We start from the raw sequence: 14,829 nt of genomic DNA on the forward strand, positions 1-14,829 counted from the left end.
GCTGGCATAGCGGCGGTCGTGACCTGGACGATCGTTCACAATGGTGATTAAAGACCGGTAGCTGGTCAGGGATAAGTGGCCTGTCGCCGGTGGAGCAAGTTCATCCAGAATGTCGCAGAGGGTCTGAACGACCACGAGGTTAGTTTGTTCATTCGCCCCACCGACGTTATAGGTTTCACCCACACGTCCTGCTTCGAGCACCCGACGGATGGCACTGCAGTGGTCTTTGACATAGAGCCAGTCACGGACTTGTTGGCCGTCACCGTAAAGAGGCAACGATTTTCCGGCCAGCGCATTGTGGATGACCAGCGGGATGAGTTTTTCGGGGAAGTGGTACGGCCCGTAGTTATTGGAGCAATTGGTCGTGAGCACTGGCAGGCCGTAGGTGTGGTGGTACGCACGCACGAGGTGATCACTGGCAGCTTTGCTGGCCGAATAGGGACTATTGGGTTCGTAGCGATTCATTTCGCTAAACGCCGGGTCATCCTTGCCGAGAGAACCGTAGACCTCATCGGTGGAGACGTGCAGAAAACGGAACCGTTGCCGGGACTCACTCTCCAGCCCATCCCAATAGGCACGTACGGAGTCCAATAAGTGAAAGGTGCCAACGATGTTGGTCTGGATGAAATCCCCAGGGCCCTGGATGGAGCGATCCACATGGCTTTCGGCGGCACAATTGATGATGGCCCGAGGCCGGTGCTCCTGTAACAGTCGGTCGACAAGTGCCGTGTCCCCGATATCACCTCGCATAAAGATATACCGCGCATCTCCTTCCACACTGACAAGATTCTCCAGATTGCCAGCGTAGGTGAGCTTATCAAGATTGATGACGAGCTCATCATGCTGTGCCAGCCAGTCGAGAACGAAGTTGGCGCCGATAAATCCGGCTCCGCCGGTGACCAGGATACTCATGTTCCTCTTGTGAGCTTATGCGCCGCAATCGGACGAGGCGTGAATGACATCGATAAATGGTTTCGGCACCTATCGGGACACCTGTTGAGGTGAAACCGATTCAAAGCTTGGCACAAGCCGTTTGAGATCATGGAGCAGCGTCCCTTCATCACACTTCGGAAGATTGGCCTGCAACGACTCTAACCAGTCATCCAGCTCGCCTGTGGAGATGGATGCGCCTCCGGCTCGATGAATTTTTGGATGGGTCGTCCGTTCGACGTGCACGCTGTCCTCAAATAGTTCTTCGTACAACTTCTCTCCCGGCCGCAGACCAGTAAACACGATCTGAATATCCTTGTCCGGAACTAGGCCGGCCAGCACAATCATATTTCTCGCCAGATCGACGACTTTGATTTGTTCCCCCATATCAAGAACGAACACCTCTCCACCCTGCCCCATCACACTCGCCTGCAGCACCAACTGCACCGCCTCCGGAATGGTCATGAAAAATCGCTTGATCTCTGGATGAGTCACGGTCACCGGACCGCCCTTACGGATTTGTTCAGAAAACAGCGGCACCACACTCCCGTTGCTACCCAATACATTGCCGAACCGCACAACCGTAAACTTGGTCAAGCCTGTTCGCTGAAACTCCTGCATCACATGCTCGGCAATCCGCTTGGTCGCTCCCATAACGCTCGATGGATTCACGGCCTTATCGGTGGATATCAAGACGAATCGATCCACACCTGCTTTCAGAGCAGCTTCAGCGACCACACGAGTCCCGAGAACATTGTTGCGAATCGCTTCCTTCGGATTCAGCTCCATCAGTGGAACATGCTTGTGTGCCGCGGCATGAAACACGATATCCGGTCCGGCCTGTTGGAACACCTCCGACACGCGGTCGGGAACCGTGACATCTCCGATAACCGGGAGGATCTTCACGGCTGGGAACGCTGCCTTCAACTCCAGCATGAGCGAATGAAGCGCATTTTCATACCGTTCGAACAAGACGAGTGACTGGGGATTGTACTGCGCGATCTGCCGGCACAATTCCGATCCGATCGAACCTCCCGCTCCAGTGACGAGCAACGTCTTCCCGGATATGAGAGGGTATAGTTCTTGGCGATCTGTCTGGATCGGCTCACGCTGCAGCAAATCTTCCAGACTCATCGGCCTCACGTGCTGCAGAGAGACGGGGTCACCGAGTATTTGTTTGACATCGGGTAACGTCTTGATCGGCACTGAACAGCCTTCTGACGCAGCAAGAATCTTTTGCTTCACGGTTGTGGAACCGGAAGGAATGGCCACGATGATCTCGTCGACCTTCAGCCGTTCAGCGGCCTTCTTGATATCCGAAATGACTCCCACAACAGGAATCCCATGAATGTTCATCTTGCGCTTGATCGGATCATCGTCGACGAACCCCACCGGGCAGCAGCGATAATTCGCATCGTACAGCATGTCCCGGACTAACAGCTCACCCGCATGTCCTGCGCCGACGATCAACACCCGGCGCGCGCCCGGATCAAATATCTGAAGCCACTCCCGGAACCCCCGCACAGCCAATCGGATCCCTGCTAAATACAGCGCCGTCAACAGCCCCGTCAGGATGATCAAGGATCGAGGATACTGCGTCACGCCGCCAAGTTGATGGATCACCCCATAAAACACCGCGGAGCTGCTCAATGCGGCTAGTAGAATTCTCCAGAGATCGCGAAGATCGACATATCTCCAGAGCCCGCGCTGAATCCCAAACAACCACAAACCGGTACCATACATCAGCAGCACGGCAGGCATAAAATCCCACATGATCCTCCGATACTCGGGAGGGGCATCCGCATCGAATCGCAGCGCAAAGGCAGTCAGGTTCGCTGCGAAAATCAATAAGAGTTCCACGCCAATAACGAGAATCGACCGGTACCTGAGTACCCGATCTCCAAATCGTCTCGTGAGGGAATGGAAGAGTTTCGTGGCTGACTGTTTCATACGCTGGTTGGTACTCCGGCGTTGATCTCCCGCTCCCGGAGCATGGCTTCAACGGCCTCGATGACCCGATGCACAGACATTCGCTGGAGACAGTCACTCAAACTGTTGACGTGGCGATTGCAGCCTTCAGCAAGGCACGGCACACAATCGCCTTCTCCTTGAAGCAGAAACACATTCCCCTGTCGCTGAGATCCCTGCTTGCGCCATGGACCGTGCGCTGTTGCCGGGAAGTCCTTTGGCCAGGGTCCCCACTTCACCGGATTTGACGGTCCGAACAGCACCACGGCCGGCACACCGACCGCAGCTGCCATATGACTGACAGCCGTATCCGTCCCAACATAAAGGACCGCTCGGCTGAGGAGATAGCCGAGCGCTGGTAACGTCAGAAGACCGACGAGATTGACCGCATCAGGCAACCCGTGGAGGACCTGTTCACAATACCTCTGCTCGGCTGATTCCATGCCTGTCACAACCACCGCCATCCCCTGGTCGATCAACCACCGCCCAAGCGCCACCCACCCCTCGGCGGTCCAGGTCTTATAGGCAAACTTGGGCGAGACATGGAACACCGCGTATCGCTGAGAAGCGCGTATTCGAGAAAACAGGCGATGAACGGATTCTTCGTGCCCGTGGGTCCAACTCACGACAGGTGTTCCAAAGGGTTTGATCTGCAACGGCGCAAGTAACCGGAGATTCATGGCGACGGTATGGGTATGGAGATTGTCAAAAGGAACCCATTCATGGAGCAGCCTTCGTTTCCACCACGATTTCCTATCGTCCAATAGCGTGCCCATACGATATCGTCCCGCGGCCCAGGCATGAAACGTCGGACGGTCACCAGCCAAGACCGACAGGGCGAGGTCGTATCGACGCCAGAGAGAACGAAGCAGTGCCAGATGAGGGCCAATCGGCGGACGTTCAGCAATCACCAAAGTTCGGTGGACGTCGGGATTCGCAGCCACCACATCCTGTGTTCCTTCAAACACGAGCATGTCGATGGTGGCCTCGGGATACGCACGCTTGAGGGATCGCACGACCGGCGTCGCCAACAGGACATCTCCGATCCGACGCGTACACACAACCAGCACGCTTCGTATATCCCGCTTCATCTCATAACCAGCACTCTCATCACAGAGCACCTCGTCGGTCGACATCAGAGACCACCACCCTGATCTAGGCCAATGGTGGCTCTCACGGTTGTCGACCGCAAAAGATCCTCCAACCGCTTCTGATTAGCTGGTAGTTTCATGCGATCCTGCTCGGGATGCCATAAATGAAACGCCGTCGAGGCGAAGCGCGCGCTCTTATGCTTCACTCCGGCATGGAGCAGTCGAATGACCAAGTCGGAATCCTCTAACCCCCACCCTTCGTACGATTCGTCCAATCCATTCACACGAATGAGGTCGGCCCGCCAAGCAGAAAAGTTGCACGTCTTGATGCCTTCCCAACGATCCGGCGTCCATTTTCGAAACGGACCATCGGGCAGTTGTATCAGCGGAAGTACGCGATTGACTTCGCGCCGAAACCAGGACTGTATCCAATCGACTCCTCTCCACGCATGAATCGGCAGCCGCTGGTTCAGGACACGGCTCGTCAACCCAGCCGAGAGCAACACACGATTCGATCCGAGGAAGTACCCTGGCTCAGCCAGTTGCTTATGGACACGCACGAAATGGCGCGAAGGGACACAGTCACCATCTGTGAACACCACATAGTCGGCGTCCGTCGATGCGACGGCGCGATTGCGGATGGCGGCGGCGCGAAATCCACGGTCTTCGTGCCAGACATGGGTCAGCGGGAATGGTGCGCGCCGCACAAACTGCCGCACGACCTCAGCGGTCTCCTCGTTCGATCCGTCATCTGCAACCACAAGCCCAAACGCTTGATCGCTTTGGCCACAGTAGCCTTCCAATACAACCGCCAGCGCATCAGGACGATTGTATGTCGTCACGATCACCGTTGTTTTCATTTCGACGGTGAATTGCTGCGGCGGTGAAGAGGCGCCTGTTTTGGAAGCGCCCACATCTCTTGTTGTTCAAACCGTTTAGCGTACCGATAAAACGTTCCCTCGAAATTTCCAAAGGCAATGACAAACCCAGGCCAGCCGTCCAAAAACCCTCGCTTTGCGACGTAATGCTTGAGGAACGACCAAATACCATGTAACAACGCGGTAGCCATCGACACTCGTTGGTCGGCGAGTTTCAGAACCCCAAGCGACGAATACCGGTTGGCCTTCTTCACGACCTCCTCGAAGTCCCTGAACGGAATTTGCCAAATCGCATGTTCCAGTCGTCCAACCGGCTTGGCAGTCAGTAATTCGTACCCCTCGTGGACGGGAGACTCCACGTATTTCATCGACCCTTTCCTGAACAATTGAGGTTGGCGGAAATTTGGATACCAGCCAGAATGCTTGATCCAGCGACCCATGAAATAATTCCGCCTCGGCACAAGATAGGCGTCGTGCGCGGGAGTTCCGGAAAGGATCATAAGGACTTCATCACGAACGTCCGGTGTGCACTGTTCGTCCGTATCAAGACTAAAAATCCATTCATGTGTACAGGATTTGATGGCTTGATTTCGAAGATGGCCAAATCCATGAAACGGAACCTGGACAACGCGGGCTCCCAAGTCCTGTGCAATCCGCGCCGTCTCGTCGGTACTGGCAGAATCGGCCACGATGATTTCGTCGGCCCAGAGTACGCTGTTAATCGTATCGGAGATTTTCTTCGCCTCATTGTAGGCGATGATATAAACCGAAATGCTCATGTCCTGGCATCCAGTTGCGGATCAGTCCCAGAATACATGAGACCGGAAAACAAGCAGTAAAACAGTTTCTCGGTGTGGTCATTGAGCGCGGGTTGGAAAAGACAGCCGATCGCGATGGTGACCACCAACCCTCTGGCAAGCAGTCCATAGGTCGCATCGCCGGCAAAGGACGCCAATCTCCATTGCTGGGCAAAAAGCCAGAACAGCAGGCCGAGCCCGACGATGCCGACTTGCACCATGACCAGGAGATATTGATTGTGCGGATGAGTTGGGACAGGTAGGCCAAGTTTTTGCACATGTAGAGCGTAGGCTTGTGTAAACCCCCCGGTACCGACGCCCATCAGAGGATGATCCTGAATGATCTCGACGGTGTAATGAAAAAATTCCATTCGCTCGGTCACCCCATCGTACGTAGCCGTCTGGGGATTCCATTGCGCGACACCGGTAGCAACAAGGTCAACCCGATCATGGAACGATGTCGAGACCTGATAGGCAGCCGAAAATGTCACACAGATGGCGACGACCGCCGCCACCATACCTCGCCACCCGAAATACATATGAAAGGCCACCATAGCAAGCCCGGCCAACACCACATACCCCGTACGGCCTTGCACCATTAATACAACATTACCCGCAGCCAGGCATGACGCCCCCACCCACGTCCATCGTACCCATCGGCGCGTGGACTTCCAGGCCAAGACCCCGAACAATAGCACACCGTATGCCATGAGTATGTTATGGGTAGTATGCTTTTTAAATACACACGGGTTAGAAGGTTCACAGACGGGATGGTAATTGTCGGGAATACAGGGGATGGATGGATCACAAGGAATCTGCTTTTTTAATAGACACGGGTTGAAAGGATCACAATTAATGAGCCCACCGGTTGGAAGAATCCCCACGTTCAAAGCAAAGGACATCAGCAACGTGACCACTAATGAGGCCGCCAAGGCCAGGACCGCGCGACGACGCTCTTGAACATCAATCGCCATCGAAACCAATAGCGGAATGAGTAGGAGATCAGCATACTTTTTCACCGCAAGCATTCTTTCCCCTAGCGAACCCATTCCCCATAGAGTTCCCACAAGCAACCAGCCAAAGAGTAACAAGGCGCTCAACCCCACGGGGTTAGAAATAACTCGACGACCTCGTTCCCGCCAATTTCCACTGACACCCCAGCAGGCGACAAGTAAGATAACAAGAATACCGTCCGCCACAACCCATATAGGAATAGTGAATCCCAAAGCCGTGGTCGCCCAACCTGCCGCTCGTCTCGCTTCTCTTTGCAAGCGATTAAGGCCCCAACTCATTTCTTGCATGCGAGGATGATCACAGATATTCGAAATAATTGGATACCGTGGCGTTCGGGAAGAATCGACTACACTTTGACGATGCCCGCTGCAGAGTCTTGTGGCGCTACAACCGACACAGAAGTGCTGGAACCGGATGCAGCAAGACTGTGAGCCGTTCCGGAAGCGGTTCGTCGTTGTTCAAATGTATGCACCAGCCTCCCGAGAACGAGAAAGACACCCACCCACACGCCAAGAATCACGAGCCTCCAGCTGTCCGTCGAGTGATGATACAGAACGGCCAGTCCTCCGCACAGAATCATGACTCCATACTCTGTAAGCACGGTCCGACGATGGGTCCATCCGCTCAAAACCAACCGTTGATAATAGTGTTCACGGTGAGCTTGCCAAATCTTTTTGCGACGGAGCACCCGCCGGATCAACGTGATCGTTGCATCCACGATGAACGGGGAGAAGATCATGATCGGGACCCATAGCTCGAATATTCCGTCCCGAACACCAAGGATCATCAATGTCCCCGCCAAGAATCCGACCGTGATGCTCCCTGCATCGCCCATGAAGATACGCGCGGGAGGGAAATTATGAGTGAGAAATCCCAGAGCGGCCATTGCCACGAACACGGCGATGATGAGCATGACCGGGAAGTGGGCTTGCCACCCAAAATATGCGAGAAATCCAAACCCAAAAAACGTCATTCCGCCCGCAAAGCCGTCCATACCATCCATGAAGTTATAGAGGTTCGCCATCCACAGGAGGACGAGGACGCTCACCGGAATGGTGGCTATTCCAAGCAGGATGTTCGGTCCCCCCGGTATTGGGATGGACGATAAGGTTAAGCCCACACCCCCGATAATGATGAACGCGGAGACGGCCTGGACACCCAATCGGAGCACGGCGGGAAGACCGATACAGTCATCGATGAAGGACACGACAAAAATGAAAAGCATTGACACCACGATCCAGAGACTCCCTGAAGCCACACCTTTCGGTAACACAGCTTTCGAGGGTTGGGTAATCGCCAACACACTGGCAGCCAGAATGAGACTGATCACCACACTGCCGATGACGGCTAACCCGCCCGTCTGGGGAGTCGGCATGGAATGCAATGTTCGTTCGTTGGGATGAGCAAGGATGGAGAGCAATGATCCTGGCAAACATAACCGGTTGGTGAACCACCAGGCCAGTACAAATGCAAAGACTCCTGGGAAGGCGATCATCATGATCGACATGTTGACAGTGCGGCCTTGTTAGGTTGCAACGCTAAAAAAAGTCCTGCCTCTACACCAGAAGAGACCTCGCTGGCTTGGGCAAGCTCTATGACTCATTTTGACATTGAAATCAAGACGCACGAGCCTTCGAACCTGGATATGCCGAGGGTGTCACTCGGTCTACTCGGACGTAGGCGACACAAGAATCCAGCCGATGAGATCGTCTCAACAGCCCGGACGCCCACATCACCCGCGCCTACGGCGAGGTGTCGCCGAAGACTCAACAGGGTCTCCGGCTGTCAAGCCGAGGGGCTCCACGATAAAACGCGATCAGATCAGGGACCGCTTGCTCGAAAGAATACGCGGCTTGATATCCTAATTCATGCGTGATGGCCGCTGAGCTGTACCAGGCACAGCCGATGAGCTTGGTCAATTGCTGTGTCGTCAAAGGAGCAGGGCTCCCACTGATAGCCTGGAGCACATCGCCGCATCGCGCGCCGCTTTTGAGCATCCAGAGCGGCACGCGCCATTGCGGAGGCGCCTTCCCTAGTCCGGCCCGCAACCAGTCGTAAAGGTCGGTCACGCGATATGGCTCGGAATCGGCAACGACGTACGCCGCCCGCTGAAAGCATGGCGCGCGAAGACACAGCAATACGGCCCGTACGAAATTCTCGACGTGTAAGAGGCTCCGGACCGCCGAGAGACGAGGCAAAATCGGAAACCGCCCATGATCGATCGCCTCGATCATCCGATACAGGTTGCCTTTCTTTGTCGCACCATAGATCATCGGAAGACGAAGCGAGACAGCAGTGAGACCATGTCGCACTGCATACTCCGAGACAAGTTGCTCCGCCAGCCATTTTGACCGGCCGTAGGCGGTCTTGGGATGGGGAGCCTGTGTTTCATCAACACACTCCCTCGTCTCTTCACCGAAGACTTTGACCGAACTGGCAAACACGATACGATTGACCCCGGACCTCACGGCTGCATCCAGGATGTGTTTCGTCCCGTCGACATTGACGGCTTCATAGTCCTGCTCTTCTCCTGAATCATCGAGCGCATGGACCTTGGCCGCCAGATGCACGATGGCTCCGCAGCCATCCGCTATATCCTGCACACTCGTCGCATCGCGGATGTCGGCGACCACCGTCTCGACATTTCCCAATTGTGAGATGGGATGCTGCGAATCATGAAGAACAACCCGCACGTGATGGCCTAAACGACAGAGCTTTTCGACGAGCGATGCTCCCAGAAACCCTGCAGCACCTGTTACCAGCACTTTGCTCATGCATATCCATGAGAACGATCTATCGCCGAGGCCGTCACCATGTCACGGTAGAGGCCTAGTACCTGTTCTGTGATCCGTGGGCTAGACCATTCCGCCAGAACACGGGTCCGACTTCGCTGTCCCATAACTTCTCGCAACGCCTGGTCGGATAGCAGTTCCTCCATGGCCGCCGCCAACGCCGTAGAATCCTTCGAGGCAACCAGCAACCCATTAAACCGATCCCGTACGATCTCCCGACAACCGGGAACATCCGTGGCCACTATGGCCTTGCCACAGGCTGCCGCTTCCAACAACACTTTGGGAAGCCCCTCTCGATACGACGGCAGCACGACGAGCATGGCCGCTGCATAGACAGCCGGCATATCCTCTCGATGTCCCCACCACTCAACCACCCCTTCCTGCACCCACTCCTTCAGGCAGATTTCCGGAATAGCCGCTGGGTTATGTTCATCCCGTCGACCGACGAGAATGAACCGAACATGAACGCCTTTTTGCTTCAGCTGTCTGGCGGCTTCTACGAATTCTCCGACGCCTTTGTCCCAGAGCATGCGTCCCGGCAGCACAACAACCGGAATACCGGATGTCTGCGGCTGCATGGAATAAGCCGCAATATCGATGCCTGAACCGGCAATAACCCTCATTTGAGATGCAGGGACCACCCCCTCTCCGACGAGCCGATCCTGATCATCTTGATTTTGGACCAGTACGACGGAATGGCTCAAACGGAGTACGGATCTGAATGCCGTCTTCACGCACCAACGCAACAGCCCGTTCCGTTCATCCATAAAAGCATACCCAAGACCGGCGAATGCGTTGATGACGGACGGGACTCTGGTACACCACGCCGCCAGAGATCCGTACAAAATCGGCTTCATGGCCACATGGTGGACCACATCGGGTCTGACGCGCCGGTACAGCCACACGAGCGAGGCGATGGCCATCACCTCGCGAAACGGATTGCGGCTCCGACGGACCATCTCCAACGGTTCGAGCTGAAACCCTTCGCCTCGAATTCGTTCTCCGTGATCGGTCACACGAGTCGCCACAATGACCTCGTAGCCCGCTTCCCGTGCCGCTCGCGCCAGGTCGAGACGATGAGACCAGAAATACCAGTCTTCAGTGATGAGATACAGAAGGCGCGGATGATTTGCCATGAGCGCTCAACCAAGCCTGAAACATCAGCACATTCCAGAGCCAATACTGCCAATTGCGCCGACCTGAGAGGTGCTCCTGCCATTTCTTCCTGATTGGAGCAGGATTAAAATACCCTTCATGCCGGAGCCGCGATTCATCTAACAGCGCTTCGGCCCAATCCCTCAAGCTGCCTCTGAGCCAGGAGTCCAACGGAATGCCAAACCCCATCTTGGGCCGTTCAACCAAGTGCTTTGGAACATAGCGATACAATACCTGGCGAAGCAGCCATTTCCCCTGGCTTTCTGTCCTGATCTTCATCGAAAGCGGAAGACTCCAGGCAAACTCCACGACGCGATGGTCCAGCAGGGGCATACGTGTTTCTAGGCTGATCGCCATGGCAGCTCGATCCAGCTTAGGCAAAATGTCATCCGTCAGATACCCCACCAAGTCGTGGAACATCATCTGTTCGCTGAAATCCTGCTTTGCGATCTGTCTTGCTTGGTCGTCAGCCCATATAGGTGCTTCATGAGAACCGATGACCAAGGAAACGGGCTCTCGCTGCAGCGACACGAGCTGCCGATACAATTCCGCCTGACTATTCGAATCCAAAACTGCGGCAAGTTTATGAACCTTTTCCCCGAGAGTCGACAGGTGGAGGGAAGCTGGAAGCCCCATCTTCAATATTCTGCCGATCCTATCCCACTGCTCAGGCGACAGGACCGTCAGCACATATGCCGCCATCGCTCTCATGGAGACAGGTACTCGCTCAACTCGACGCCAGATCGAGCTTCCCCACGAATACCGATTGTATCCCCCAAATAACTCATCACCTCCATCCCCGGAAAGCGCGACCATAACCTGTTGCTTAGCCAATCTCGCGACAAGATGGGTTGGAATGGCGGACGAATCGCCGAATGGTTCGTCATATATCGACGGCAGGAACGGAATCACCGCCAAGGCGTCGGCTGGACTCACATAGAATTCGGTATGGTCTGTTCGCAGATATTCAGCGACAGCCTTCGCGCCGGGCGCTTCATTGTAGTCATCTTCACCGAAACCTAGCGTGAAGGTCTTGACAGGACGGGATGAGTGCGCCTGCATAAGTGCCACGACGGTGGAGGAGTCGATACCACCTGAGAGAAACGCACCGAGAGGTACATCGGCTATCATTTGTCTCTTGACGGCACCACTCAATAACCGGTTTAGCTCATCCTCGGCCATGCTATCGGTCCAATCGGATCGACGGGTCTGTTTCGCAACCGCCGCCGCAGACCAATAGGGTGTGGGTTCCGGCCAGTATCCGGGCACGCAGGTGGAAGCGATCGTCGCATAGGTTCCAGGTAAGAGTTTTCGAATCCCAGTGTAAATCGAGTATGGTAACGGCACATAGGCATAGCGCATGAACAAGGCCAAGGCCTCCCGATCAATTTCACCGCGCCAGTCTGGGTAGGCTTCCAACGCTTTCAGCTCCGAGGCAAAGAGGAACGTCCCGTTGGACCACCCATAGTAGAGCGGCTTCTCTCCGATTCGGTCACGAGCCAGGATCAGGCGTCGCTCGCCACGATCCCAGAGAGCCAAAGCAAACATCCCCGCAGCGGCCTGAAGCGTTTTTTCCACACCCCAGGTTTCAAAGGCCGCCAACAGCGTCTCAGTATCAGAATGCCCGCGCCACGATAGGCCCGCAAGTTGCCCCCGGAGTTCCAGATGATTATAGATTTCACCGTTGAATGCGATCACATATCGACCGGAAGCTGATTCCATGGGTTGATGACCGGCAGAAGACAGATCCAGGATCGACAGGCGGGCATGGCCAAGAGCAAGTCCGTAGTCGGAATCGCACCATACTCCTGAATTGTCAGGACCTCGATAACCAATCCTCTTGACCATTCCTGAAACAATATGGCTATACGCAGTGCCCCGATAGGACATCATTCCGGCAATGCCACACATCAGTGTACCGAACAAACTGAATAGTCAGGTATGCGTGAGTATTGTCTGTTCATGAGCCAACCCCGCCCACACCGATTGCCACTGGTCTCTCTCTGCTTGACCAACAGACCCCCAGGACCTGTGAGATCCGCTCCCAACCGTGCGACCCAACTGAAGGACCACGTCTCTTGCAAAAGCGGCGCTATGCACACCCACACCCATCATCGCCCACCGTAATGAGGAGCAGTCATGCACCCTAGCAAGAAGCCGACGGCAATAGTTGAGCCGACCACGGCCCAGCTTTGCAGCTTTGATTTCAGCCATGCGATAGCCCAAGAGCACTTCCTCCAACGCGGCAAAACGACTGTGGGCAAAGCATTGCAGCAGGAGTGCTTGATCTTCACACCGACTATCTTGATCAGAATAGGGATGTGCGAGAAACCAGGCCCGCTTGCCCATCCATGTCGGATGGGCAAGCGGAAATCCCCACCATGGCCTACGGCAAACAGTCTCATGTGAGCTTGCCGTTGGGTAACAGCTGAGGATCTCGCCTTCTCCCTTGAAAATCACAGCGCCGGTCCCCAGCAGATCAATGTCCCGATGCGCTTCAAGAAACCGCACCTGTCGTTCAAGCCGCCAAGGATACGACACGTCATCGGCATCCATCCGGGCAACATACTGTCCTTTCGCCAGACGCATACATTGATTCAACCGCGACGCCAGGCCCATATTCCCGGATGGTTCCTGAATAAATCGGACTCGGGGATCCTTCACCCACATCACACGTTCCGCCGTCCGATCGGTCGAGCCATCGTCGACAACGATCAGTTCCCAGTCTTGATACGTTTGGGCAAGAATCGACCGCAACGCAAGGTCGATAGTCCCCGACGCGTTGTACGCCGACATCACCACTGTAACCAGAGGGCTCGCATTCATTTATAGTGGATAGTCGACAAATGGCGTTGATGCTGGATGTTCAAAAAGGTCTTCCAGCGAGGCCGCAGTGAGCGAAAGGCCGAGACGTACGTGGTTGGTACGTTGATGTCTTGAGCGATACGAGAACAAAGCCGGAGAGCTGTTTCAACATCCTGTTAACTTTCCCTGTAAAACATCCGACCAGGCCAGCCGGCGGCGCTGTAGGTCCAGGCTCCCCGCAAGCGCCAGGACAACTCGAAGGCCAGCCGACGCGCGGCACGAGCACCCCGTCGTTTCCCCCAGATCAACGCAGCGCATGAAACACATAGAGTCCTGAGCCATGCTAACCATGGGCCAGTCTTGTGCCGACTGGCAACTCGTTCAAAAGTCGGCCAATCGATGGATCGGATGGGTCGCTGAGTAGCCTGTTGCGCCAGTTTCTCGAACAACTCCTCAAATCGCCGGTCATATGTATGCTCCGTGCTGACTCGTTCGAATCCTCGGTGTGCAATGACATCTCGTTGTTCAGGATTAGCCAGAAAATAATTAATGCGCTCGGCAAGTTCATCCAGACCATCGAATACGATGATTTCCTCACCGATGCGAAAATACTCTTCAAGGTACTGAGCGGGTTCAGTGAGCAGGCAACCACCTGCACCTGGTACTTCGAATACGCGCGCCTTGATTTGACGGCTTCGGTACGGCAACAGACCACGAAATTGGATACCCGAGTCTCCGAAGTTCAGGGTGAGCATAGACTCACGGTAGATACGCAGAAGATCCGTTGCAGAGACTGGCCCTGTGGGCCAACCGTGACCGAAGCACTCGACCTGGATGCCTCTGGCACGTAGGCTTTCGATCCACTTCCTTCTGTTGCCATACGCACTGCCCACGAACGTCACAGGGTGCGTACACTGTCGAGCTGGCAACGGCTCAACCAACGTGTCACGGCTTGCCCCCCACTGAGTCAGGACAAAGTTGTCTAACCCATTGTAATGGGCTTTCTCGACTGCCTTCGGATAGGTGGTCGCATAGCAGTCGAGATGCGGGGCCACGAAGCGCGAAAACTGTTCATATTTCCAGGAATCATCCGTGCCCCAATTGACGATCACAACGGACCCGTTAGCCCGAACAAGGTCCAACGTCTCCCGCCACAACTCGTAACTCAGGAGTACACAAAAGATTACGTCCGGTTGTTCCTGATCGACTCGGCGTAGAAATGCTCGATTCAATTCCGCAAAGTCACAATAGGCGGAACGATCCCAGGAATCAAAAAACGACACGTCATGCCCCAATGCCCGAAATGCAGGCAGGAAATTTGCGTACTCGTACCCATCCCCACGGAGAGGATCACCATAGTTGTGCCGGCCAAAGACACAGAAAATGCGCATCAATGGAA

Annotated in this window: 11 protein-coding genes and 1 pseudogene (1 of these 12 cut by a window edge); all 12 read right to left on the reverse strand. The window is 55.0% G+C overall.

What is annotated here, in order from left to right:
• Positions 1–912: pseudogene (gene rfbB, locus E8D52_02605) on the reverse strand (dTDP-glucose 4,6-dehydratase) (it extends 816 nt beyond the left edge of the window).
• A 69-nt stretch (positions 913–981) separates the two neighbouring features.
• Complete coding sequence (locus tag E8D52_02610; GenBank protein TKB69964.1) at positions 982–2,880, reverse strand: polysaccharide biosynthesis protein; 1,899 nt, start codon at positions 2,878–2,880, stop codon at positions 982–984.
• Positions 2,877–4,034, reverse strand: coding sequence for a glycosyltransferase family 9 protein (locus E8D52_02615; GenBank protein TKB69965.1), 1,158 nt, complete (start codon positions 4,032–4,034; stop codon positions 2,877–2,879). Before E8D52_02615 ends, E8D52_02610 begins: the two co-directional genes overlap by 4 nt.
• Positions 4,034–4,849 carry a glycosyltransferase gene (locus E8D52_02620; protein TKB69966.1) on the reverse strand — a complete coding sequence of 272 codons (816 nt, stop codon included), beginning with the start codon at positions 4,847–4,849 and terminating at the stop codon, positions 4,034–4,036. The genes E8D52_02615 and E8D52_02620 overlap by 1 nt, the downstream gene beginning before the upstream one ends.
• A complete protein-coding gene (locus E8D52_02625) occupies positions 4,846–5,646 on the reverse strand; it encodes a glycosyltransferase family 2 protein (protein TKB69967.1) in 801 nt (266 codons plus the stop codon). The genes E8D52_02620 and E8D52_02625 overlap by 4 nt, the downstream gene beginning before the upstream one ends.
• Complete coding sequence (locus tag E8D52_02630; GenBank protein TKB69968.1) at positions 5,643–6,965, reverse strand: O-antigen ligase family protein; 1,323 nt, start codon at positions 6,963–6,965, stop codon at positions 5,643–5,645. The genes E8D52_02625 and E8D52_02630 overlap by 4 nt, the downstream gene beginning before the upstream one ends.
• 59 nt (positions 6,966–7,024) lie before the next feature.
• Positions 7,025–8,185 (reverse strand): glycosyltransferase family 4 protein, encoded by a 1,161-nt coding sequence (locus E8D52_02635; GenBank protein ID TKB69969.1) that lies wholly within the window; start codon positions 8,183–8,185, stop codon positions 7,025–7,027.
• A 259-nt stretch (positions 8,186–8,444) separates the two neighbouring features.
• Positions 8,445–9,452: an NAD-dependent epimerase/dehydratase family protein gene (locus tag E8D52_02640; GenBank protein TKB69970.1), complete on the reverse strand. Its 1,008-nt coding sequence runs from the start codon at positions 9,450–9,452 to the stop codon at positions 8,445–8,447.
• Positions 9,449–10,606, reverse strand: a complete 1,158-nt coding sequence (locus E8D52_02645) for a glycosyltransferase family 4 protein (GenBank protein TKB69971.1) — start codon at positions 10,604–10,606, stop codon at positions 9,449–9,451. The genes E8D52_02640 and E8D52_02645 overlap by 4 nt, the downstream gene beginning before the upstream one ends.
• A complete protein-coding gene (asnB, locus tag E8D52_02650; protein TKB70355.1) occupies positions 10,569–12,536 on the reverse strand; it encodes an asparagine synthase (glutamine-hydrolyzing) in 1,968 nt (655 codons plus the stop codon). The genes E8D52_02645 and asnB overlap by 38 nt, the downstream gene beginning before the upstream one ends.
• Before the next feature lie 24 nt (positions 12,537–12,560).
• Positions 12,561–13,451 carry a glycosyltransferase family 2 protein gene (locus tag E8D52_02655; GenBank protein ID TKB69972.1) on the reverse strand — a complete coding sequence of 297 codons (891 nt, stop codon included), beginning with the start codon at positions 13,449–13,451 and terminating at the stop codon, positions 12,561–12,563.
• Positions 13,452–13,606: 155 nt separating this feature from the next.
• Positions 13,607–14,821, reverse strand: coding sequence for a hypothetical protein (locus E8D52_02660; GenBank protein TKB69973.1), 1,215 nt, complete (start codon positions 14,819–14,821; stop codon positions 13,607–13,609).
• Positions 14,822–14,829 lie beyond the last annotated feature (8 nt).

The sequence above is a fragment of the Nitrospira sp. genome (genome assembly GCA_005116745.1).
In the GTDB taxonomy this organism is placed as follows: Bacteria; Nitrospirota; Nitrospiria; order Nitrospirales; family Nitrospiraceae; genus Nitrospira_D.